This window comes from Bifidobacterium sp. M0307, assembly GCF_016100445.1.
Classification (GTDB): Bacteria; Actinomycetota; Actinomycetes; order Actinomycetales; family Bifidobacteriaceae; genus Bombiscardovia; species Bombiscardovia coryneformis.
Window position 1 is genome coordinate 431209 of record NZ_JACFSL010000001.1, and the last position, 22189, is coordinate 453397.

Annotated in this window: 16 protein-coding genes; 8 read left to right on the forward strand and 8 right to left on the reverse strand. The window is 61.2% G+C overall.

The window, feature by feature from the left end:
- Position 1: 1 nt before the first annotated feature.
- A complete protein-coding gene (gene dtd, locus H3V08_RS01635; RefSeq protein WP_045921153.1) occupies positions 2–475 on the reverse strand; it encodes a D-aminoacyl-tRNA deacylase in 474 nt (157 codons plus the stop codon).
- Between the two features lie 211 nt (positions 476–686).
- Between dtd and H3V08_RS01640 the strand changes: the two genes are divergently transcribed.
- A complete protein-coding gene (locus H3V08_RS01640; RefSeq protein WP_033489840.1) occupies positions 687–971 on the forward strand; it encodes a hypothetical protein in 285 nt (94 codons plus the stop codon).
- Between the two features lie 182 nt (positions 972–1153).
- Here H3V08_RS01640 and H3V08_RS01645 read toward each other — a convergent pair whose 3' ends face one another.
- Positions 1154–2053 carry a carbohydrate kinase family protein gene (locus H3V08_RS01645; RefSeq protein ID WP_198181394.1) on the reverse strand — a complete coding sequence of 300 codons (900 nt, stop codon included), beginning with the start codon at positions 2051–2053 and terminating at the stop codon, positions 1154–1156.
- Between the two features lie 154 nt (positions 2054–2207).
- Positions 2208–3422: an ROK family transcriptional regulator gene (locus tag H3V08_RS01650; protein WP_198181395.1), complete on the reverse strand. Its 1215-nt coding sequence runs from the start codon at positions 3420–3422 to the stop codon at positions 2208–2210.
- 299 nt (positions 3423–3721) lie between these two features.
- Between H3V08_RS01650 and xylA the strand changes: the two genes are divergently transcribed.
- Complete coding sequence (xylA, locus tag H3V08_RS01655; protein WP_198181396.1) at positions 3722–5065, forward strand: xylose isomerase; 1344 nt, start codon at positions 3722–3724, stop codon at positions 5063–5065.
- A gap of 182 nt (positions 5066–5247) precedes the next feature.
- Here xylA and H3V08_RS01660 read toward each other — a convergent pair whose 3' ends face one another.
- Positions 5248–6753 carry a xylulokinase gene (locus H3V08_RS01660; protein ID WP_198181397.1) on the reverse strand — a complete coding sequence of 502 codons (1506 nt, stop codon included), beginning with the start codon at positions 6751–6753 and terminating at the stop codon, positions 5248–5250.
- A 227-nt stretch (positions 6754–6980) separates the two neighbouring features.
- Between H3V08_RS01660 and H3V08_RS01665 the strand changes: the two genes are divergently transcribed.
- From H3V08_RS01665 to H3V08_RS01680, 4 genes are all read left to right on the forward strand, one after another.
- The gene (locus tag H3V08_RS01665) at positions 6981–8099 is read left to right on the forward strand and encodes a substrate-binding domain-containing protein (RefSeq protein ID WP_198182072.1); all 1119 of its coding nucleotides are present in this window, start codon (positions 6981–6983) and stop codon (positions 8097–8099) included.
- Positions 8100–8169: 70 nt separating this feature from the next.
- Entirely contained in the window at positions 8170–9741 is a 1572-nt protein-coding gene (locus H3V08_RS01670) for a sugar ABC transporter ATP-binding protein (protein ID WP_198181398.1), read from the forward strand.
- Between the two features lie 20 nt (positions 9742–9761).
- The gene (gene mmsB, locus H3V08_RS01675) at positions 9762–10991 is read left to right on the forward strand and encodes a multiple monosaccharide ABC transporter permease (protein ID WP_232340245.1); all 1230 of its coding nucleotides are present in this window, start codon (positions 9762–9764) and stop codon (positions 10989–10991) included.
- A gap of 161 nt (positions 10992–11152) precedes the next feature.
- Positions 11153–12388 (forward strand): ROK family protein, encoded by a 1236-nt coding sequence (locus H3V08_RS01680; RefSeq protein WP_198181400.1) that lies wholly within the window; start codon positions 11153–11155, stop codon positions 12386–12388.
- Positions 12389–12483: 95 nt separating this feature from the next.
- Here H3V08_RS01680 and H3V08_RS01685 read toward each other — a convergent pair whose 3' ends face one another.
- A complete protein-coding gene (locus H3V08_RS01685; protein ID WP_198181401.1) occupies positions 12484–13020 on the reverse strand; it encodes an NUDIX hydrolase in 537 nt (178 codons plus the stop codon).
- Positions 13021–13023: 3 nt separating this feature from the next.
- Positions 13024–14583, reverse strand: coding sequence for an aminopeptidase P family protein (locus H3V08_RS01690; RefSeq protein ID WP_232340247.1), 1560 nt, complete (start codon positions 14581–14583; stop codon positions 13024–13026).
- Positions 14584–14934: 351 nt separating this feature from the next.
- Here H3V08_RS01690 and H3V08_RS01695 point away from each other — a divergent pair, with 351 nt between their 5' ends.
- Both H3V08_RS01695 and smc read left to right on the forward strand, forming a co-directional pair.
- The gene (locus H3V08_RS01695) at positions 14935–16356 is read left to right on the forward strand and encodes a bifunctional folylpolyglutamate synthase/dihydrofolate synthase (RefSeq protein ID WP_198181402.1); all 1422 of its coding nucleotides are present in this window, start codon (positions 14935–14937) and stop codon (positions 16354–16356) included.
- A complete protein-coding gene (gene smc, locus H3V08_RS01700) occupies positions 16356–20000 on the forward strand; it encodes a chromosome segregation protein SMC (protein WP_198181403.1) in 3645 nt (1214 codons plus the stop codon). Before H3V08_RS01695 ends, smc begins: the two co-directional genes overlap by 1 nt.
- Before the next feature lie 180 nt (positions 20001–20180).
- On the opposite strand, the gene H3V08_RS01705 is transcribed toward smc, so the two are convergent.
- Together H3V08_RS01705 and H3V08_RS01710 are read right to left on the reverse strand one after the other, a co-directional pair.
- Positions 20181–20903 carry an aspartate/glutamate racemase family protein gene (locus H3V08_RS01705; protein WP_198181404.1) on the reverse strand — a complete coding sequence of 241 codons (723 nt, stop codon included), beginning with the start codon at positions 20901–20903 and terminating at the stop codon, positions 20181–20183.
- Positions 20900–22144: a carboxylate--amine ligase gene (locus H3V08_RS01710; RefSeq protein WP_198181405.1), complete on the reverse strand. Its 1245-nt coding sequence runs from the start codon at positions 22142–22144 to the stop codon at positions 20900–20902. The genes H3V08_RS01705 and H3V08_RS01710 overlap by 4 nt, the downstream gene beginning before the upstream one ends.
- Positions 22145–22189: the final 45 nt, after the last annotated feature.

Genomic DNA, 22189 nt, shown 5'->3' on the forward strand with positions numbered 1-22189 from the left:
CCTACATCAGTTCGTCGGTGTCCAGGAGGATGGTCACAGGGCCGTCGTTGATGAAGTCAAGCCGCATATGGGTGCCGAAACTGCCGGTGGACACCTTGATGTCGTATGACGACAGGGCCTGATTGAAATCCTCCCAGACCGCCTTGGCGTGGTCTGGCTTGCCGGCTGCTATGAAGCTGGGGCGGTTGCCACGGCGAATATCGCCGTAGAGTGTGAACTGGGAGACCGACAGAATCTGCCCCCGGCAGTCAAGTACCGACCGGTTCATCTTGCCCTGCTCGTCCTCGAAGATCCTCATATTGACGATCTTCCTGGCTGCATATGCCACCTGGTCCGGGCCGTCCTGATCGCTGACCGCCACCAGGAGCAGGAGCCCCTGGTTGATCTGTTGTGGAGCAAAACCGGTGTCTGGCCGGCCCTGCTCATCCACTACGTCCACGCGACCCCGGGTAACCCGCTGAATGACGATTCTCATGGTTACCAGTCTAGGGGCCGCCGCCCGACCGCGTTGGCTGGGGGCCTGCGAGGGAGGGCATCCGGTGAACTGACGTTGCTGATAGCGATGCCGGTGTCTGTGTCTGTGTCTGTGTCTGCGTCTCTGACTACGAGTGTCAGTGGTTTCGACGATTTTGGTGGCTTCGCTTCGGCTATGCCTTTGGTGAGAAATAACTTGTATTTATCCACGAATGGGTAAGTTTGACCCCATGAAATACCAGGATCCGGCAGATGTCGTCCTGCGCTCGCCCCGCTATTCCGGCCCTGAGTCGCCCGATCAGTACCATGCCCGCATACGTACCTTACTTGAAAAACGCAAGGATCAAGTGCTCTACCAGCTCGATGACCCCAGCCTGACCCCGCCCCGTCGCGACAGTCTGGTCGCCCAGTACCGTCAGATAAAGGCCGATATCGAGTCCATCAGGCTGGACGCCCGCGAATCCCTCTGTGCCGAACTCGAACGGAAATACGCATGACTTCGTTCGGGCGCGTAAGGGCGGGGAATCCATCGGGCGGTCTTGGATCGCTGGATTCGAGAGGATAGGGTTCCCGTCGGCCAGAGGCGGCGAGGCAGAGCCAAGTGAAAGACGAAGCGGTGGCAGCCATTGCCACCCCGACCCGGCTACAAGAGGCAGGTCGGGGAGTGGTTCGTCAGGATTCAGCGCCCTTCCTGGGCCAGGTAATCGGGAATCTGGTCGGGGTATTCCGGCCAGGCCCCCTGCTGGGAGCAGACGAAGGCCGCTGTGTTGACGGCTGCACGGTGCGCCTGGATCAGCGAGGCCCCCAGGAGACGGTTGATGGCGAAGGTGCCGGAGAAGGCGTCCCCGGCGCCGACCGTATCGGCGACTTTGATCTTGGGGGTCTGGATGCGGGAGGTCTCGCCATTCGAAAGGTAGATGGTGCTGTAGTCGCTGCCCGCCGTCAGGACGATGGTGTTCAGGTGGTACTCGTCCATGAACCACTGGCAGAGTTCGGCATCCGTATCCCCGGGGGTCTTGAACATGTCACGCAGAAGCACCAGCTCCTCGTCGTTGAGTTTGAAGACCGTTGCCATGTTCAGAAGTTCGTGAATCAGGTCCTGGGAGTAGAAGGTGCCGCGAAGGTTGATGTCGAAGAACCGCATGGCATCGGGGCGGGTGACCTTCAGGGCTTCCAAACCGGCCTTGCGGGATTCGTCGCTGCGCAGGGCCAGGGTTCCGTAGCAGACCGAGTCGGCCTTCCTGGCGAGGTCGGAGAGCTCGTCGGTGCACCTCAGATGGTCCCAGGCCACGTCCGGCTTGAAGATGTACTGGGGGATGCCCTCGTTCAGTTCCACTTCGACCGTGCTGGTGGGATGGTCGTTGTGTTGCAGGATGGCCTTGACCCCGGCCTCCTTGATGGCTTCTTCCAACTCCTGTCCCAGGTCGTCATTGCCTACGGCGCTGAAGGCGTACCCGTCAGCCCCGTTCTTCGTGGCGTGATAGCTGAAGTTGACGGGGGCCCCTCCTGCACGCTTGCCCGAGGGCAGCACGTCCCAGAGGAGTTCGCCGATGCTGAGGACTATTGGTTTTGCGGCCATGGTCTTCCCTTCCTGATGGTGTTCTTCAGATTGATGGTGTTTTTCTTACGGATGGTGCTTGTACGGTAGGCGCCGGCTGGGGGCGATGTTCGTGTTTGAGCCCCTCTGTCGGTCGGAGCAATAGATGTCGCGAAGAATGGCCTCGCATGGTTTCTCATCCCATTCCTCCGAGGCTTGAGGGGTGCTCCAGGAACTGGTTGGCGGCCACGGCGGCGGCCCCGGTCAGTGTGGCATCCGCGGGGAGGTCCGACAGCAGAATCTCGGTGTGGTCCCGTACCTGGGGGAGGGCCCGTGCGGACACCAGGCCCTTGACCCGGTCCAGCAGGGGTTGGCCAGCCTGTGCCACCAGGTCGCCGATGATGATCTGCGCGGGATTATATGCGTTGACGATGGTGACGCATCCGTAGCCAACGTAGTCGGCCACCTGGTCGAGGAGCGCCATGGATGTCCTGTCGCCTTGGCGGGCCATGGTGAAGAGGAGGTCACAGGCCTCCTTGTGGGTCATGGCCGCCAGGCCGGGGAAGTGGTCCTCCCGGTTGGTTCTGCCCATCAGGGTGTGTATGGCCACGGCCGAGCAGTAGCACTCCAGGCATCCCCGATTGCCGCACTCGCAGGCGGTTCCGTTCATGTCGATGCTGACATGGCCGATTTCCGTGGCGGCTCCCAGGCTTCCATCCACCGGGTTGCCCTGGTCGATGACTCCGAGGCCGACGCCTTCGCCCACCAGGTAATAGGCCAGGCTGGAATCTCCGATGCGGGAATCGAAGAGACTCTCGGCCATGGCTCCGGCCCGGGCGTCCTGCTCAATGAAGGTGGGGACCCGGAAGGCTTTGCCGAACTCCTTGATGAAGTTGATGCCGCGCCAGCCCTGCATGCTGGTGACAACCGCGATTCGACCCTCGTCGCGTAGATAGGGTCCGGGTACGGCCATACCGATGGCCACAATGGAGGGGTCTTCGTCAAGCAGGCCTCGGATGCGTTCGCGAACCTCCTCGACGCAGTCCTCCACGTCCTCATCGGCCACTGGAGGCAGCTCCTCCATGCTCAACAGGTGTCCACCGATGTCGAATACCGCAATCTGCACCAGGCTGCGGGCGAATTTGACTCCGATGACCTGGTAGCGTTTTGCATTCAGTTTGAGTCCAATGGATCGGCCATGCCCTCCGGAGGTCATTTCGCCGGTCTCGCTGACGATGCCGGCGTCGATGAGTCGGCCGACCAGCTTGCCCACTGCCGGGGCGGTGAGGTTGAGTTTCCTGGCGATGTCGGCCCTGGAGCTGATTCCATCGGCATGCAGGCTGTGCACAATCCTGGATTGGTTGAGTTCGGACATGGCTGCAGGGGTGCTGGCAGGTCTGGTATGGCGCATGTCTGCCTCCTCCTTGAGTTGGGCCAACGGAAACCGCTCATGGTTTTCTGGTCCAAACTAATTAACGACGTTTATAGATTAACACCGTTTAGGCAAACTGTCGACCGGCTGGTCGCTTTGCTCGCAGCAAGACGGCCGCCGGCCTGTCTCCATGTAGGCAGGGGTTTCCCATAGACGGATTCGAACGCCCGGTATTTAATTTAACGGTTTGACAAATTAACTCGACTGCTCTACCGTTGTCCAATAGGGGGAGTTCTGACTTCCGCTGAATACAGTTTCATACGCAAAGGAGCAATCTGATGGGTCTGTGGGATGTCGACAAGATCGAGTACGTCGGACGGCAGGGCGAAAAGGAAGGCCTCGGTTTCCGCTACTACGACAAGGACAAGGTGGTGGCCGGTAAGAAGATGAAGGACTGGCTGCGGTTTGCCGTGGCCTGGTGGCACACCTTCAACCAGGGTCTGGTGGATCCCTTCGGTGATCCTACGGCCCAGCGCCCGTATTACAAGTACACCGACCCCATGGACCAGTCCCTGGCCAAGGTGGACTATGCCTTCGAGCTCTTCACCAAGCTCGGTGTTGAGTTCTTCTGCTTCCATGACCGCGATCTGGCACCCGAGGGCGACACCCTCCGTGAATCCAATGCCAACCTCGACAAGGTGGTCGACCGGATCGAGAAGAACATGAAGGACACCGGGGTCAAACTGCTCTGGAACACCTCATCCCTTTTCACCAACGCCCGGTTCGAGGCCGGCGCGGGCACCTCGCCCTTCGCCGACATCTACGCCTATTCCGCGGGCCAGCTCAAGCACAGCCTTGAGATAGGCAAGCGCCTGGGCGCCGAGAACTATGTCTTCTGGGGTGGGCGCGAGGGGTATGAATCCCTCTGGAACACCCAGATGAAGCGCGAACAGGACCACATGGCCCAGCTCTTCCATATGTGTGTGGACTACGCCAAGGAGATCGGCTTCGATGCTCAGTTCCTGATTGAGCCCAAGCCCAAGGAGCCGACCCTGCATCAGTACGACTATGATGCGGCCACCACCATCAACTTCCTGCGTACCTATGGTCTGCAGGACGATTTCAAGCTCAATCTCGAAGGCAATCATGCCAACCTGGCCATGCATACCTACCAGCATGAGATTCGCGTGGCCCGCGAGGCCGGATTCCTGGGTTCTCTGGACGCCAACCAGGGCGACAAGCTGGTCGGCTGGGACATGGATGAGTTCCCCTCCGACCTCTACGACGCGACGGCCGTTATGTGGGAGGTGCTGGCCGCCGGAGGAATCGGACCCCATGGTGGACTGAACTTCGATGCCAAGCCCCGTCGCACCTCCTTCCTGCCCGAGGATCTCTTCAAGACGCATATCGTCGGTATGGATACCTTCGCGGCCGGTCTGCTGATTGCCGACAGGATGCATAAGGACGGATATATCGAGAATCTCCAGGAGGAGCGATACTCCTCCTTCGATTCCGGCATCGGCACCAGCATCGAGGACGGCTCCGCCTCCCTGACCTCCCTGGAGGAGTACAGCATCGACAAGCCGCAGTCCGAGCTGATTGCCGCCGACAGGTCGGATCATCTTGAGGTGGTCAAGGCCACGATCAACAACTACATTGTCGATACCCTCTCAGCAGTCTGATTGTTGACTGCCACATTGCAGACCCTGCGCGGTGCTTCGGCATCGCGCAGGGTCTTTCGTTGTAATCGATACCGATTCGACTCGGATGGGAAATCGCCTGCGCCACCTGGGGCGGAAACGTCCGGGTCGGGGAATGGAAAGGGCCTCCTGCGGCAATGCTCACAGGAGGCCCTTGTCTGGTCTTACTTCCGCCAGGACTGGTACTGGCGGAAGATTCCCTCCTCGGGTTCCCCCGTCAGGGTCTCCTCAACCTCAATGGGCCATTCGGGGGGTTGATTATCGCCGGAGAGGGCCCAGGCGGCCTGGCGCGCGGCTCCGATGGCCACATACTCGTCGAGCTTGGGTAGCTCCACATTCTTGCCCAGAATCTGGGGTGCATACGCCCTGACTGCTCGGGATTTGGCACCGCCTCCTACCAGGAGGATTCGCCTTACCTCGGTTCCCGGCCGCTTCAGGAGTTCCAGGCAGTCCCGCTGGGAGCAGAGCAGACCTTCCACAAAGGCGCGGGCCAGATTGGCCTTGGTTGTGTTGCCCAGGGTGAGCCCCTGGATGCCGGCCTTGGAATCAGGGCGGTTGGGTGTGCGCTCGCCGTCGAAGTAGGGTATCAGGGTGACACCGGCCGCGCCGGGTTCCGACTGGTCGGCCAGGTCGGCCAGTTCCTCATAGTCGACGCCCAGGGCGGCGCGACCGGCGTCGAGAATCCTGGAAGCGTTGATGGTGCAGGCCAGGGGGAGCCAATGTCCGGTGGCGTCGGCGAAGCCGGTTACCGAGGCGGTCATGTCGTAGGCGGGAACCGGGCTGATGGCCGCGGTCACTCCGGAGGTGCCCAGGGAGATGGATACATCGCCGACCTGCATGGAGAGCCCAAGGGCGGTCATGGCATTGTCGCCGCCCCCGGGGGCGATGATGCAACCTCCTGGAACATCCTTGCCGGCGATGCGTGGGTCGGCCTTGGCGCCAATCTCGTGTGGTGCCAGCACGCGGGGGAGCACTACTGTGTCGGCCATCCTCTCCGGCAGGGCCATGGCCAGGAGATCACGCCGGTAGGTGTCGGCTGCGGAGTCGAAATAGCCGGTGCCAGAAGCGTCGGACCGGTCGGTAAAGAGGGATTCCAATCCCGCGTTCTCGCTGCCTTGGGCGGCGGGGCCATGCCCGGCGATGGCCCAGCTCAACCAGTCATGGGGCAGGCAGATGGCGGCGATTGACTTGGCCTTGTCGGGTTCGTTGCGGCTCACCCAGGCCACCTTGGTAATGGTCAGGGAGGCTACGGGCGATGATCCCACGGCCCTGACCCAGCGCTGCCGTCCGCGCATCATGGGGTCTGTGTCCAGGTCGGACTCGTCAGCCCGGCGGGGAGGCCGACCCAGACGGGCGATCAGGTCTTCGGCCTCCGGTGCCGAGCGTGTGTCGTTCCAAAGCAGGGCATCGCGGATCACCTGACCGGATTCGTCGAGGAGGACCATCCCGTGTTGTTGACCGCCAATCGATATGGCGGAGACGTCATCCAGCCCGCCCGCCTGGCGGGCAGCCTCCTGGAAGGCCTCCCACCAGGCCTGAGGATCTATGCTGGTTCCATCGGGGTGGGGGGCCTTGCCGAACCGGACCATTCGGCCGGTTCTGGCTTCGGTGATTCTGACCTTGCAGGATTGGGTCGAGGTGTCAACCCCCGCCACCAGAATCTCGTTCATGCCTTGCCTCCTTGCATAGGTGCCCATAGCTCCATAGTAGCCCAGTTTATTAGATGAAAATACTAAAATTGGAAAACGGCATACTGTCTTTCTGGGTTGAGAGAAGCGAATGGAGGCGAATATTAGTCAAACCAATGAACTTTATGCTACGATAGTCGCCGTCACATGAATGGGCTCCGCGCCGATGCGGAAAGTGCCCGTTCCGTTCAATGAGGAAAGGAAACAACATGAGGAACTGGACCAAGGCGGTTTGCGCTCTGGCGAGTGTGGCCATGCTGGCCGGTACTGGTGCCTGCGGCGGGTCACGAGGCTCTGTCGCGGGGGGGGGGGGGGCAGGTGCCAAAGACCCCTCTGAGGTAACCATCGGGATTTCAATGCCCGAACAACAGCTTGAGCGTTGGCGCCAGGACGGCGACAACCTCAAGAAACAACTGGAATCGAAGGGGTACAAGGTACTTCTCCAGTTTGCCGATAACAAGACCGATTTGCAGGCCTCCCAGATTCAGAACATGGCCAACCAGGGCGCGGACTACGTTGTCATCGCAGCCATCGACGGTACGGCTGTAGGTCCCGCTGCAGAAGCCGCGAAATCGAACGGTGCCAAGGTAATCGCCTACGACAGGCTGATCATGAACACCGAAGCCTGCGATTACTACTCCACATTCAACATCACCGAGGTGGGCAGGCTCCAGGGCCAGTACATCGTCAAGAAGCTGGGGCTGGACAGCGGACGGAAGGGTCCATTCAACATCGAGTTAATGACCGGGTCTCCCACCGACAACAATGCCAAGTATTACTTCAAGGGATCCTGGTCGGTTCTGGAACCCTACTTCAAGAGCGGTGCCTTGGTCTCTCCCTCCGGCCGGGTTCCCCGGAACCTGGATGACTGGCAGAGCATCGGCATCCAGAACTGGGATCGTCAGAACGCCCAAAGTGAGATGGAGAACCGGATCAACTCCTACTACAACAAGGGTGCTCACCTGGATGCCGTTCTGGCCCCCAATGACGCCATCGCCATGGGTACCGTCAATGCCGTTGATGCCGCAGGGTGGGACTACTATCCGATCATTACCGGTCAGGACGCCGAAAAGGCCAATGTGGCCAATATCGTGGCGGGCAAGCAGACCATGACGGTCTACAAGGACACCCGTAAGCTTGCAGACTCCACGGCCAAGCTCATCGACACCCTGGTCAAGGGTGGGAAGCCCGAGACAAACGACACCTTCAACAACGGAGATAAGGATGTTCCCTCCATCCTGCTCAAACCCGTTTCGGTAGACAAGGACAACGTCAAGAAGGAACTGGTCGATTCCGGCTACATCTCCGCCGGTGACGCCGGTCTCTGAACATCCGGAAAGTGCTCTCTTCGTATGCCTGTGGGGAGAGCACTGAATTCCCGGTGTGGGGAAGGAACAAATGACAACATCTCAAGACACGATTCTGGAAATGAAGGAAATCGTAAAAACCTTCGGTCCTGTTACGGCCCTGGACCATGTCAACATCAAGGTTCGTCGTGGACAGATATTCTCCATCTGTGGCGAGAATGGCGCCGGCAAGTCCACGCTGATGAACATCCTGTCGGGCGTTTACCCGCATGGTTCCTATTCGGGAGAGATCATCTATCAGGGAAGACCGTGCATGTTCTCGGGCATCCGGGACTCCGAGCGGGAGGGCATCGTCATCATCCACCAGGAACTCGCCCTGGAACCCTATATGACCATCGCCCAGAACATCTTCCTGGGGAACCCCATAACCAAGGGGCTGTTCATAGATGATGACCGGCAGCGTGTCAAAGCCCGCGAGGTTATGGATATGGTCGGGCTGGACGAGGATCCTGATACGCTCATTTCCAACCTGGGTGTAGGCAAACAGCAGCTGGTGGAAATTGCCAAGGCACTGACCAAGAATGTGAAGCTACTCATCCTCGATGAACCCACTGCGGCTCTGAACGATGAGGATTCCTTTCATCTTCTGGACCTGATTGACCGGCTGCGCAGGGAGCGGGGAATCACGGCCATCATCATCTCTCACAAGCTCAACGAGATTGCTGCTTCGGCCGATGCCGTCCAGGTGATCAGGGACGGCAGGACCATCTCGGACCGTCCTGTCAGCAAGGAACGGCCTCTCGACGTGGATTCACTGATCAAGGACATGGTTGGCAGACCCATGACCAATCGTTACCCGGCTCATGAAGCGAAGATTGGCAGGGAGATGTTCCGTGTCGAGGACTGGAGCGTTCATCACCCCCAGGACACCAGCCGATTGGTGGCCAAGGATGTGAGCTTCAATCTCCGGGCCGGTGAAATCGTCGGTCTTGCAGGGCTGATCGGTGCAGGACGGACAGAGACGGCCATGAGCATCTTCGGTCACCAGTATGGTGTGGAGGCCGAGGGGCGAGTCAGCATGGAGGGCAGAACGGTCTCCTTCCCGACGGTCCGCTCGGCCATCGACAAGGGACTGGCATATGTGACCGAGGACAGGAAGGTCTACGGTTTGAACCTGATTGCCTCAATCAGGGAGAACACATCCATGGCCAATCTGGGCAACCTGTCCAGGCATGGGGTCATCGACCTGGGTCGTGAGCAGCGTATCGCCGAAGAGTACCGAAGGGAATTCAGGACCAAGACCCCGAGTATCGAGATGCCTGCCGATAGTCTGTCGGGCGGAAACCAACAGAAGGTGGTCCTGGCGAAATGGGTTTCCACGGACCCCAAGGTGCTGATTCTTGATGAACCCACCCGCGGCATCGATGTCGGTGCCAAGTATGAGATATACGAGATTATCGACCGCCTGGCCGATTCAGGTTCAGCCGTCCTGGTCATATCTTCCGAACTCCCGGAACTCCTTGGAATCTGCGACCGCATCTACACGATGAGTCAGGGTGTCATCACAGCCTGTCTTGATGCGCGCCAGACCGATCAGGAGGAGCTCATGAGGTACATGACTTCGGACAAGCCACTCGCCAAGGAAGAGGTGTTCGCACAATGAGGACCGAAAAGAAGGAAACCATGTCAACCACAATCGAATCAGCAAGGGGTAGGACCCAGGCGGATGGACAGGTGGCCACCCTCCGATCGACCCTCCTGGGCAATGCCAGACAGTACGGCATCTACCTGGCCCTGGTTGTGGTCATCCTGATATTCGAGGTGTTGACAGGAGGACGTCTGCTCTTCCCGAATAACTTCGTGGCCCTCTTCCAGCAGAATGCCTATGTACTGGTCCTGGCCATCGGAATGCTCATGGTCATCATCGGCACCCATATCGACCTTTCGGTCGGTTCTGTCGTGGCCTTCATCGGCGGTATGGGTGCCTTCGCCATGAAGAACTGGGGGCTCAACTGGGTGGCCGCCATCGGTCTGATGTTGGTGCTCGGCCTGATCGTCGGCATCTGGCAAGGCTTCTGGGTGGCATATGTGGGCGTGCCCGCCTTCGTCACCACCCTGGGCGGCATGTTGGTTTTCCGCGGTCTGGCCACGGTCGTCGCCGGTGAGTCGATTCCGCTGCGATCCAAGGAGTTCAGGGCCATATCCAAGGACTTCCTGCCGAATATCTTCGGCTTCTGGTTCGGACTGGATGGGTTGACCCTGGTGGTTGGGGCCGTGGCCATCGCCCTGGTTGTCTTCATGCAGTTCCGCCGTCGTTCCCGCTCCCTCCGGGCAGGGCTTCAGGTCGAACCGATGAGTTGGGTGATCATCAAGTGCGTTCTCTCCACGCTGGCAATCGGTTTCGTGACCTATCTCCTGGCCTCTTCCGGCAACGAGACCCAGGGAGGCATCCCCATTGTTCTGGTGATCATCGGCATCCTGGTCGGCATCTACTGGTTTGTTCTCAACCGGATGGTCTTGGGGCGTGATATCTATGCCGTCGGCGGCAACCGCAAGGCTGCAGTACTCTCCGGCATCGATACCAGGAAGGTTGATTTCAAGATATTCCTGAACATGGGTCTCCTGGCCGCAGTGGCGGCCATCATCACCCTGTCCCGTCTGGCATCGGCTACGGCCCAGACCGGCATGGAGTTCGAGATGGATGCCATAGCGGCCTGCTTCATCGGCGGAGCCGCTGTTGCCGGCGGTGTGGGCACCATCCCCGGTGCCATGGTCGGGGCCCTCATTATGGGTGTTCTCAACCAGGGACTCTCGATCATGGGTGCGGACGCCGCCATCGTCAAGATCATCAAGGGCCTGGTCGTCATTGTGGCCGTCGCCTATGATCTGGTGAGCAAGCACCGCAAGAAGTGAGGTGACGGGGGCAGTCAGACCCCTCATTTCGCTGTGTTGCAAGGCGTATCCCGTACTGGAAAGCGGGGTGCGCCTTTGCCGTGTTTGGGTGGTCGTCATGTGATACTGGGAAGGCATGGAACCCGGACCTGGGGACTGTGGGTTATTTGGAAGGTCGACCAGTGACTGCCTTACGTTCGATTAATCAGGATGATCTGAGGAATCACAACCTCTCGGTCATCATCGATACTATTCTGCGTTCGTCTATGCCGCTCAGCCGGGCCGATCTTGCCAAGGCCACCGGTCTGACCAAGGCGACCATGTCCCTGCTGGGTGCCCTGCTCTTGAAGAACCGGGTGGTCCAGGAGGGAAATCCGGAAACCTCGCAGATCACGTATGGCCGTCCGAGCACCCCTCTCGCCATCTCACATGGTTGCTGGGCTGGTGTGGGCCTGCAGATCAATACCGATGGGTACGGTTGCCTGGCCATGGATCTGGACGGTAGCCTGATTGATTCGGCTTGGGTCCACGATGACATGCACGAGGCGCGCCCCGATCATGTCTTCGACAGTCTGGATGCCCTGGTCAGGCCCCTGGAGGCGAAACTGAAGCGTCAGCGGTATCGGGTGGTGGGAGCCGGGTTGGCCCTGCCTGGCCTGGTCACCGATGATATGACCTTGTTGATGGCCAGAAACCTCGATTGGGAGAGGTTGGACCTGTCCAGGTTCGATCTGGTGCAGCGTCTTGACCCAATCGCGGGAAACGAGGCCCGTCTGGCCGCGCTTTCGCAGATTCCCGGCTATGCCACCCAGCGCTCCACCGGTGGCGGTAATGACCTTCTTGGCCCGACGGATTCCTTCCTGTATATATCAACCGACATCGGTATTGGCGGTGCGGTGGTGCGCCACGGGGCCATCGAGGCGGGAGACCATGGGTTCGCCGGTGAGCTGGGTCACGCTTCCGTCGATCTCAACGGACCGACCTGCCGATGCGGGCGCCGTGGGTGTCTGGAGACCTATGCCGGGCGGAAGGCCCTGGTGGAGGCCGCCGGTATCGCCAACGGCAGCGAGGCTCTTTCCTCACAGGCCATGGACGAGCTGTATCGGCGTTGGCAGCAGGATGATCCCAAGGCCGTCGATGCCATAGATCGGGGTGTGGATGCAATGATCTCGGTCATTGCAACGGCCATCAATATCGTTGATGTTGATACGGTCATCCTGGGTGGGTTCTGGTCCAATTTCGGCGGGGACCTCGCCCAGCGGCTTCAGAATCGTCTGAATCAGCTGACCCTGGGCCGGGATGCCGTGCATGTTCGTGTCCTCATCCCCTCAAGGACTCCCAATCCGGCCCTGAGTGGGGCGGCTCTGATAGGTCTGCGCAGGTTCATTGACAATCCGCTGGGGTTCTTTGACGACTGAGGTCGGGGAGACTTGCACGATTCAGATCCTCCGGTCGGCGGAGGAAGGGCTCCGAACGCGGAATCAAGAGGATGAACATCGGAGCCCTTGCTGTCCTAATCGCTGACGGCAGGCTTCTCCCGCCCGTTGAACACGAAGAGGGCGTGGGCGTCACCGGTATGCAGGCGTGCCTTGTAGGTGCGGACCCTTGCCAGGCGCTCTACGGTGCTGTCGGCAAGTGGGGTGGGGAGGTCGTCGGGGCTGAACCAACCCACCGACAGGCTCTCCTCATCACCCACGAAAGGGTCCGTGTTCCCGTCGGGGTCGGGCTTGCATATGAAGAGGTGATCCATGTACATGGCCCGGTCGCCGTTGGAGTAAGTGACAACCTCCCGGGATGATGTGACCGCCACCAAATCGGTGACGACGACGTCCACCCCGGTCTCCTCCTTGATTTCGCGGGCTACGGTGTCGGCCGGGTCTTCGCCTGGTTCGTTGATGCCGTAAACCAGGGCCCATTGGCCTGTATCCGCACGTTGCCCCATCAGGATGCGACCCCGCTCATCCTCCACGAACCCGGTCACCCCATTCAGCCAGAGCAGGTCGTGGCCGATGGAGTGCCGCAGGTTCAGCACGAAGTCCGGGGTGGGCATGGGTCAGTCCCTGCCCTGTCCGCTCTGGGTGGCCTGCCGGGCCATCCATTCCTGGACGTCCTCCACGGTCTTGGGGATGGCGGCGGAAAGCCACTCCGGGCCATCCTCCGTCATCAGCACGTCATCCTCGATGCGAACGCCGATGCCGCGGAACTCGGGCGGCACCAGAAGATCGTTCTCCTTGAAGTAGAGACCCGGCTCGATGGTGAAGATCATGCCGGGTGTGATGGGTGCCCCCTGATAGGACTCGTAGCGGGCCTCGGCGCAGTCGTGCACATCCAGGCCGAGATGGTGGGCGCATCCGCAAGCGTGCCAACGCCGGTGCTGCTGCCCCTCGGGGGAGAGGGACTCCTCCACGCTGACCTTGAGGATGCCCCACTCATGGAGGGTCTCCGCCAGGACCCGCATGACGGCATGATGGATGTCCGAATAGGTGGCACCTGGCTTGGCTGCCTCGAATCCGGCCAGCTGGGCCTTGAGAACGGTCTCATAGATTCGCTTCTGAAGGGGGCTGAAGGTGCCGCCTACCGGGAAGGTCCTGGTGATGTCGGCCGTATAGAGGCTGTTCACCTCGACTCCGGCATCAATCAGCAGGAGGTCGCCCTCCTTGACTGTTCCGTTGTTGCGCATCCAGTGGAGAACAGGGGCATGGCTGCCGGAGGCGATGATGGATCCATAGCCGACATCGTTGCCCTCCTCTCGGGCGTTGGCGTTGAAGACACCCTCCAGCATCCGCTCGGAACGGGGCTTGCCGACCACTTGGGGGAGGCGGGTCAGGATCTTGTCGAATCCGTCCTTGGTGGCGGCGATGGCCTTGCGCATCTCGCCCACCTCATAGGAATCCTTGATCATACGGGCTTCTGAGGTGAATTCCTCCAGCTTCTCATCCGCCGCCTGGTTCCTGTCGGGTCCGCCTATTCCGCTGGCCTTGCGGGCGGCCTCCACCTGGCTGCAGACCTCGGTGTCGGCGGTGCGAATCACACGGATTCTGACCGCTCCGTCATCCGGGCCCAGGTCCTTGGCGATGGCATCGGGGAAGGAGGCGATGTCGCGGGTGGGGATGCCGGTCATGACGGACAGTTCCTTCAGACCAGCCCTGGGGCCGACCCAGTATTCCCCGTACTGGGACGAACGGTAGTAGTCCGAGGTGGACTGGTCCGCCCTGGGGTGGACGAAGAGTTCGGGCGTATGCGTCCTTCCTGCACCGGCCTCTTCGCTATCGGGGGCCACTGGCTCCAGGACCAGGACCGATCCCGGCTCGAAGTCCTCGCCAAGCCCCGTGTAGTAGGCGAAGGTGGTGTCGGGGCGGAACGCATAGTCGTTGTCGTTGTTACGGGTCTTGAAGTCGCCGGCGGGGATGACGAGGCGCTCGCCGGGGAAGCGTCGTCCCAGCTCCTCCAGGCGGCGGCCGATGAACCTGCTGGATTCCAAAGGCTCCATATCGGGCTCCTGGGCCTGCCAGCCGGTGGTCATGAACTTCTGGAAGGCAGGGGAGTTGGGCCTGAGGGTGCGGTTGTTCACCCGATCGCTCATGTCCTGCTCGTTCACGTCGACATTCCTCAGGTCGGTATCGTCCCGTCCCTTGTCCTGAGCAACCTTTTCCGCGGGTGTCGTCACTATCCTCTGCCTCCTTGGGTCAATCCAGTCCGTAATCCCTCTCAATGAGCCGAGTCCGCGTCTGAGACGCGAAGGAAGAGGGATCTCTTGTGCTGTGGTTCCATGCTAGTGCCCGGCGCTGAAGAACACGAGGGCGGCATGTGGAGGAGGCGGGGCCTGCCCGGCAGGGTGGGCGGGGCTGTGCGAACGGTGGGCGGGGGATGCATCTCGGCCTTGGGATGAAGGCCTGCCCGGACCGCCCTGACGCATAGAATAGGTAGGGCTAGTACCGTACGGGAGCAGGAGCAAGGGCTGAGTATGTCATTCGAAGAACCCAACAGCGATGGTCAAGATATCCGTGAGGTGGAGCGTGCCATCATGTCGCGCCCTGCCGAGCACAACACCACCAATCTGGACCTGGATCGGATGAGCCTGATACTGGACCTCCTGGGGCATCCGGAGCAGAGCTTCCGTGTCATCCACATCACCGGAACCAACGGGAAGGGGTCAACGGCCCGGATGGCTGAGGCCATCGCCCGCACCTACGGCATGAGGACGGGCCTCTATACCTCCCCCCACCTGGAGCGGATCAACGAGCGGATCGCCATCGATGGGCAGGAGCTGTCGGATGAGCGCTTCGTGGATGTATACCGGCAGATTGAGGACTTCATCACGATCGTCGACGACCGGTTCGCCAAGGAGGGGCGGCCGCCGATGAGCTTCTTCGAGGTCCTGACGGCCATGGCCATCTGGGCCTTTGCGGATGCCCCCGTGGACGTGGCGGTTGTTGAGGTCGGTATGGGCGGACTCTGGGACGCCACCAACGTCCTGAATGCGGATGTTGCCGTCATCGGTCCGGTTGACTTGGATCACATGCAGTGGCTGGGCGACACGGTCGAACAGATAGCCACCGAGAAGGCGGGAATCATCAAGGAGGGTTCCACCGTCATCGTAGGGCCGCAGCCCCATGAGGAGGCTGTCATGCCAATCATCGAGGCGGCCGCCCGTGAGCGTGGTGCAGCCCGGGTCCTCCATGACGGGCAGGAGCTGGAGGTGGTGTCCCGGATGCCCGCCGTGGGTGGTCAGGTGGCCACCCTGCGCACTCCCAACGGGGAGTACGCCGAGGTTCCCATCGACAAGTTCGGAGCCCACCAGGCCCACAACGCCCTTGCTGCCCTGGCTGCAGCCGAAATCGTCATCCCGGTCAGCGGAACCCTCAATCAGGATCTGGTGGACGAGGCCCTGAGCCAGGTCCGCGTTCCGGGGCGCATCGAGCAGATACGCAACTCGCCCACCATCATCATCGACGGCGGGCACAACCTGAACGCCGCCCAGTCCCTGAGGGAGGCCATCGAGGAGAACTACCACTTCGAACAGCTGGTCGGGGTGGTGGCCATGATGGCCGACAAACAGGTCGAGGACTATCTGGGTGTTCTGGAGCCGATCATGGACCAGATCATCGTCACCGAGAACTCCTGGCGTGACAGGGTCATGCCCGCCGAGGACCTGGAGAAGATCGCCAAGCAGGTCTTTGGTCCCGACCGGGTCATCAGGAGGGACTCCCTTCCCGACGCCATCCAGGAGGCCGTCAACATGGTCGACGCTGAGGATGAGACCGGTCTGGGATACGGCAGGGGTGTGCTGATCTGCGGCAGTTTCGTCACCGCAGGCGACGCCCGTACCCTTCTCAAGGAGCACCACAACCCCGATCTGGACAAGCCCAAATCGGAGCGTGCCTGATGTACCTGAAGGAGCTGACGCTCAAGGGCTTCAAGTCCTTCGCCTCGGCCACCACCCTCCGGTTCGAGCCCGGCATCACGGCCGTGGTGGGCCCGAACGGGTCGGGGAAGTCCAACATCGTGGATGCCCTGGCCTGGGTGATGGGGGAGCAGGGGGCCAAGAGTCTGCGTGGCTCCTCCATGGAGGACGTGATCTTTGCAGGCACCTCCTCCAGGCCGCCGCTTGGACGGGCACAGGTGACCCTGACGATCGACAACTCCGATCATGCCCTGGACATCGACTATACCGAGGTGACCATCTCGCGAACCATCTACCGCAACGGTGGTTCCGAGTACGCCATCAACGGATCTGCCTGCCGTCTCCTGGACATCCAGGACCTTCTGAGCGATACGGGCCTGGGCCAGCAGATGCACGTCATTGTCGGGCAGGGGCGCCTGGACGAGATTCTCAGGGCCGATCCGAGCGGGCACCGTGCCTTTATCGAGGAGGCCGCCGGGATACTCAAGCACCGCAAGCGCAAGGAGCGGGCCCTGCGCAAGCTGTCCAACACGGAAACCAACCTGTCGCGCCTTGATGACCTGATAGGGGAGATTCACCGCCAGCTGGGGCCGCTGGGCCGCCAGGCGAAGGTTTCCCGTCGGGCCGACAAGATACAGGTCTCCCTGCGGGACGCCCAGGCCAGGATCGATGCCGAGGATGCCCTGAAATCAAAGGAGGGGCTGGTCTCGGTCCGCCAGGAGATGGGGAGTGTCCGACAGGACCTGACCTCGCGTCAGCGTGATCTTGCCCGGGTCAAGCTGAAAATCGAACAGGCTGAGTCGGTCTCCAGCAGATCGAACCCTGAAATGGAGCGAATCAATCAGGTATGGCATGACCTGACCCAGCTTCAGGAACGGTTCCGGTCGATGGCCTCCTTGGCCGACGAGCGGGCGCGCTCCCTCCAGGGACGCATCATCGATCATCCGGGAGACGACCCGGAGATACTGCGCAAACGAGCCAAGGAGCTTGAAGATCAGGCTGAGGCCCAGGAAACGCAGGTGTCCAATGCCCGTATCGCCCTGGACAAGGCGGTGCAGTCCAGGGCCGACCAGGAGAAGCAGCTGGCGGCCCTCCGCCAAACCCTGACCGAGCTGCGACAGAACGCTCGGCGGCGTGATGCCAGGCTGGGCGACCTGCGACAGATGGTGGCCAAGGAGGAATCGGCCCTGGATCTGGCCCAGCGACGTACGGACGACTTCGATCAGCAGGAGGTGGGGCTGGCCAAGGAGCAGGACCAGGCCAGACAGCGTCTGGACCTTCTGGAGGAGGAGTCCAGGGAGCCTGCCCAGGAAGATCCCCAGGGCATCGAATCGGCCCAGGAAGCCAAATCGAAGGCTTGTCAGGAACTGGACGCCCTGGAAGAGCAGCAGCGCCTGCTCGATGCCCGGATCATCTCCCTCAAGGCCAAGGCCGATGCCCTGACCGACACCATCGAGAGCAGGAGCGCCTCGGACAAACTGACCGGTCAGGACGACTTGGTTTCCCTGGGTTCCGTCACTGATTTCATTCAGGTTGAGGAGGGTTGGGAGGAACCTCTGGCCCATGCCTTGCGTGATTATGCCGGAGCAATCGTCGTGGACGGTCCCGATACCCTGCTCAAGGCCCTGGACCGTGCCCGTGATGACAGACTGGGCAGGGCGGCCCTGCTTGTGCCGAGTGACGTGGTGCAGGACGATGCCATTCAGAAGGGTGCGGGGGAAGGCGAAGGCCACAGGTCCGCAGCATCGCTGGTCGGACCGCGCAAAGCAGCCTCGGAGGGTGGAAGCGGCCAGGCCGACAGGGTTCTGGCGGCCATCCGCCTCCTGCTTGCCGGAACGGCAGCTGTAGAGGACGGTCGAGCCGCCCTGGAAGCTCTGGAAACCGGAGATTGGGATCAGGCCGTGACCCGGGATGGAGACCTTTTCGACAGGGTGGGGGCCGTAGGCGGTTCATCCCCGGCCACCAGCGACCTGGCCTTGGTGGCCCGCCGGGACAAGGCCTTGGCGGAATCCGAAGGGCTGGTCCGGGAGTCGGAAGCCCTCACACCCAAGGTGGAGGAGGCCCGGAAGACCCTGGACCTGGCTATTAGGCGGGTGGAGGAGGCCCGGAACCGACAGACCGAGGCAAGGCTCAAAGCCGAACAGTCCGCCCGTGCCCTGGAAGGGGCCAGGACCCAGGCGGCGCAGGTCAAAGCGCGGCTCCAGGACCTGAGGGAGCGCAGGGATCAGGCTCAGGAGCAGATCCATATGCACACCCTGAAGCTGGAAGACCTCAAGTCAAGCCTGGCCAAGGCGGAGGCCAATGGGGACGACCAGGTCGACCTGGATGACATGGACCGCCGGTCGGGGGAGTTGGAAGGTGCCCTGGACCAGGCCCGGTCCCGGGAGATGGAGGCCCGGTTGACCTGGAAGGAGGCCGACCGGAAGGCCGGCTCCCTGACCCGGCAGGCGGAACTGCTCATGGATCAGGCCAATCAGGCGCAGCAACGCAGGGAACGTCAGCAGAAGGAAAACGAGCTGCGGCGCCAGGAGGTCGGAACACTCAGGGGCATCAGCTCCCAATCCATGCTTCTGTCCCGCCTGGTCACCAAGAGCATGGAGGCCGCCACACAGGAACGGGAACGCCTCCAGGAGCGGGTCTCCGCTCAGGATCAGGAGCTGATCGGTCTGCGCAAGGAACGGGATGGGTTGGAGCCCGAGGTGGCCGCCCTCCAGGAACGTGAGCACACCCTGGACCTGAACCGTGAACGCCTGGCCACTGAGGATGGTCAGCTCAGGCAACGGATTCATGACGACCTGGGTATGGAGGTCGATGAGCTCATCCGCGAATACGGACCGGACAGACCGGTACCGGTCCTTGACGACGAGGGCAACCCCGTGCCCCTGGATGCGGACGGGGCCGACTCCGATTCATCTCCGGAGTCGGTGACCGATACCCGACTTTGCAAGACCGTACCCTATGTTCGTGCCGAGCAGGTCAAACGACTCGAAAAGGCCAAACGGGACCTGGCCGCCCTGGGCAAGGTCAATCCCCTGGCCACCGAGGAATATGATGCCCTACAGACCCGTAACCGATACCTGAACGAGCAGCGCAATGACGTGGTCAAATCCAGGGACGACCTGATGGGGCTGGTCAAGGACCTGGATAAGACCATGGTCCAGGTCTTCAAGGAGGCCTTTGACGACACGGCCGAAGCCTTCGAGCGGATGTTCGGCACCCTCTTCCCCGGTGGCACCGGCAGGCTGCGTCTGGAGAACCCGGATGACCTCCTGACCACGGGGGTGCTGGTCGAGGCCAGTCCTGCCGGGAAGAAGGTCAAGCAGCTGTCCCTCCTCTCGGGTGGGGAGCGCTCGCTGACGGCCCTGGCTCTCCTCTTTGCCATCTTCACGGCGCGCCCCAGCCCCTTCTATGTCATGGATGAGGTCGAGGCGGCCTTGGATGACGTGAACCTGACCAGGCTGATCAAGGCCTTCAACCAGCTGCGTGAGCATGCCCAGCTGATTGTCATCACCCATCAGCAACGGACCATGAGCATCGCCGATTCGCTCTACGGCATCACCATGCGTGGGGATGGTGTCACGTCCGTCATCTCCCAAAAGCTCGACAGGGAGCAGGACGAAGGGTAGGGTTCATCGGTCATCGACACGGAACGCCGTGAACCACTTCGGACCGGGCCCGCCCGTGCGGGCCCAAAGCCGTCAGGGTGCTGGGCGGAGTGAACCATGTTCCCAAGAGGCTCTTCGACAACTTTGATTGAATCGCCTCTGCTGCTGCTTATTTCTGCAATTACGCGGATATAGGGTCGATCAGTGGGATGATTCCGCCCGGAGTTCCTTGGCCCGTCGCACGGTGGATAGGGCCAGGATGGCCTGAGAGTCCACGATGGGCAGGTCGGGCATGGGGTAAACCTCGTTCAGGGCCGACAGTTCGGTGCAGCCCAGCAATACCGTGTCGCAGTGGTAATGTTCCAGGAACTCCTGGACCACGGCCAGATACCGGTCCCGGTCGAACCTGCCCTCCTTTACATCCTGGTAGATCAGGGCGTTGACCTTGTCCTGGAGGGCCTGGTCCGGGTCTACCAGGTCGTAGCCCGCCTTGTTGGCAGGGCTGTGGTAGATGGCCGCATGTCGGGACCCTTCCGTCCCCATGTACCCCATCCGGGGGTGGGTGGAGGAGGGGAAGTGCTCCACGGCCCAGTCGATGGTCTCCTGGGGCATGTCCAGGATGGGCACCGTGGTGCGGTCCTGGAGGCGGGGCAGGACCAGGTGGGCCGTATTGCAGGCCATGACCATGAAGGAGGCACCCATCCGGGTGGCCTGGTCCACATCCTCGGCCAGGTAGGGGTAGGGGTCATTCGTGCTCCGCCCCAGAATGAAGTCCGTCCTGTCCGGGACCGTGGCATGGTTGAAGACCACATAGTCCAGGAACTCCTGATCGCGGGTGGCGTGTGTCTCCTTGTCGAGAACGCGCACGAAGCTCTCGGTGGCCATGGTTCCCATGCCGCCCAGAACGGCGAAGAAGTTCCTCATGCCAGGCCTCCCTTGTCCCTGAAGTACTGGGCATAGCGTTTGCGGTAGATGGAGAACATATGCCGCACCATCAGCCAGCGCAGGGGATTCCTGTCCTGCCTGTACTCCAGGGTGGTTCCCCAGTCGCCGCGCTTGATCATGGACAGGGCACTGTCCTTGTCCTTGGACGGCTGGGTGTAGGTCTGGAAGATGTCCTGCGGGATTTCCATCCATAGCCTGTGCCCCCGGCCGAAGACGGTGCGGCCGTCGAATGCCGAGTCCTCGACCAGGTCCTCAACGAAGTACCGGGCAAGATTGAATCCGTTCAGGGTCACCACGTAGCTGCTTCGTCCCTGGCGGAGGTTGATTTCGAAGAGCTTGTATGTATCATCGCGCGGGTCGTACTTCATATCGAAGTTGGCCACCCCGCAGTAGCCGATATCCTCCAGGAACGTCTTGATCCGGTCGAAGATGCCTTGGTTGTAATCGGGGATGATGGCCGCATAGTTCCCCACGGCTTCAGGGGTCGGGTCCTCCAGCAACGGGTGCCCCAGGAACATCATCCGCACCCGATGGTGCTGGTCCACGTAGGCGTTGAGCACCCGCATGTTCTCATCGCCTCCGGGAATGAAGTCCTGGATGACCATCCTGCCGGTGTACCCCGCCTGGTAGGCGCGGCGTATCAGGATATCCAGCTCCTCCGGGTCCTGGATGATGAAGGCCTTCTTGCGTCCGGGGAAATCGATACCCAGCCACTCGTCGCTGTCGGCGGGCTTCATGGCCACCGGGTAGTCGAAGGGGAGGTTCCGATGCTCACCGGCCTCCACGCCGGCCTTGTCCACGCTCTTGGTCAGCGGATGGGGAAGGTCATATTCCTCGCAAAGGTCGTAGAAGGAGGATTTTAGGCTCAGCCTGCGGTTCAGATCCGCATCGATGGCGTTGAACGCGAAATACCGGTGGAGGGGTGCGCCAACCTGATCCAGAAGGTTGGCGTAGGTATCCCCGCAGGGCAGGAGGATGAGGGTGGTTCCGGGGTGCTTCTGCAGGTATTCCCTGGCCCAGTCCGTCAAAGCCTGGACGAAGACCTGGGGCTTGGTGAAGTCCTTGACGAGATGGACGTCGATGATTCGGCTGTACTTGGTCGGCGACAGCTGGAAGTGGGCGAAGGCGGTCGAAACCAGTCCGTAGGCCTCATGGAAGGCCCTGGCCATGCCGTAGGCGTTGATATCGCTACCTAAAATGACCGGCTGAAATCGTTTCATCTGTGTGGACCACCTGCTGTGTTGACCTCGGTTGGAATACTCGTA

Bases quoted from the DNA above. Each gene is read 5' to 3' on its own strand.
- dtd (WP_045921153.1), bottom strand. From the start codon at position 475: ATGAGAATCGTCATTCAGCGGGTTACCCGGGGTCGCGTGGACGTAGTG.
- H3V08_RS01640 (WP_033489840.1), top strand. From the start codon at position 687: ATGGGTAAGTTTGACCCCATGAAATACCAGGATCCGGCAGATGTCGTC.
- H3V08_RS01645 (WP_198181394.1), bottom strand. From the start codon at position 2,053: ATGGCCGCAAAACCAATAGTCCTCAGCATCGGCGAACTCCTCTGGGAC.
- H3V08_RS01650 (WP_198181395.1), bottom strand. From the start codon at position 3,422: ATGCGCCATACCAGACCTGCCAGCACCCCTGCAGCCATGTCCGAACTC.
- xylA (WP_198181396.1), top strand. From the start codon at position 3,722: ATGGGTCTGTGGGATGTCGACAAGATCGAGTACGTCGGACGGCAGGGC.
- H3V08_RS01660 (WP_198181397.1), bottom strand. From the start codon at position 6,753: ATGAACGAGATTCTGGTGGCGGGGGTTGACACCTCGACCCAATCCTGC.
- H3V08_RS01665 (WP_198182072.1), top strand. From the start codon at position 6,981: ATGAGGAACTGGACCAAGGCGGTTTGCGCTCTGGCGAGTGTGGCCATG.
- H3V08_RS01670 (WP_198181398.1), top strand. From the start codon at position 8,170: ATGACAACATCTCAAGACACGATTCTGGAAATGAAGGAAATCGTAAAA.
- mmsB (WP_232340245.1), top strand. From the start codon at position 9,762: ATGTCAACCACAATCGAATCAGCAAGGGGTAGGACCCAGGCGGATGGA.
- H3V08_RS01685 (WP_198181401.1), bottom strand. From the start codon at position 13,020: ATGCCCACCCCGGACTTCGTGCTGAACCTGCGGCACTCCATCGGCCAC.
- H3V08_RS01695 (WP_198181402.1), top strand. From the start codon at position 14,935: ATGTCATTCGAAGAACCCAACAGCGATGGTCAAGATATCCGTGAGGTG.
- smc (WP_198181403.1), top strand. From the start codon at position 16,356: ATGTACCTGAAGGAGCTGACGCTCAAGGGCTTCAAGTCCTTCGCCTCG.
- H3V08_RS01705 (WP_198181404.1), bottom strand. From the start codon at position 20,903: ATGAGGAACTTCTTCGCCGTTCTGGGCGGCATGGGAACCATGGCCACC.
- H3V08_RS01710 (WP_198181405.1), bottom strand. From the start codon at position 22,144: ATGAAACGATTTCAGCCGGTCATTTTAGGTAGCGATATCAACGCCTAC.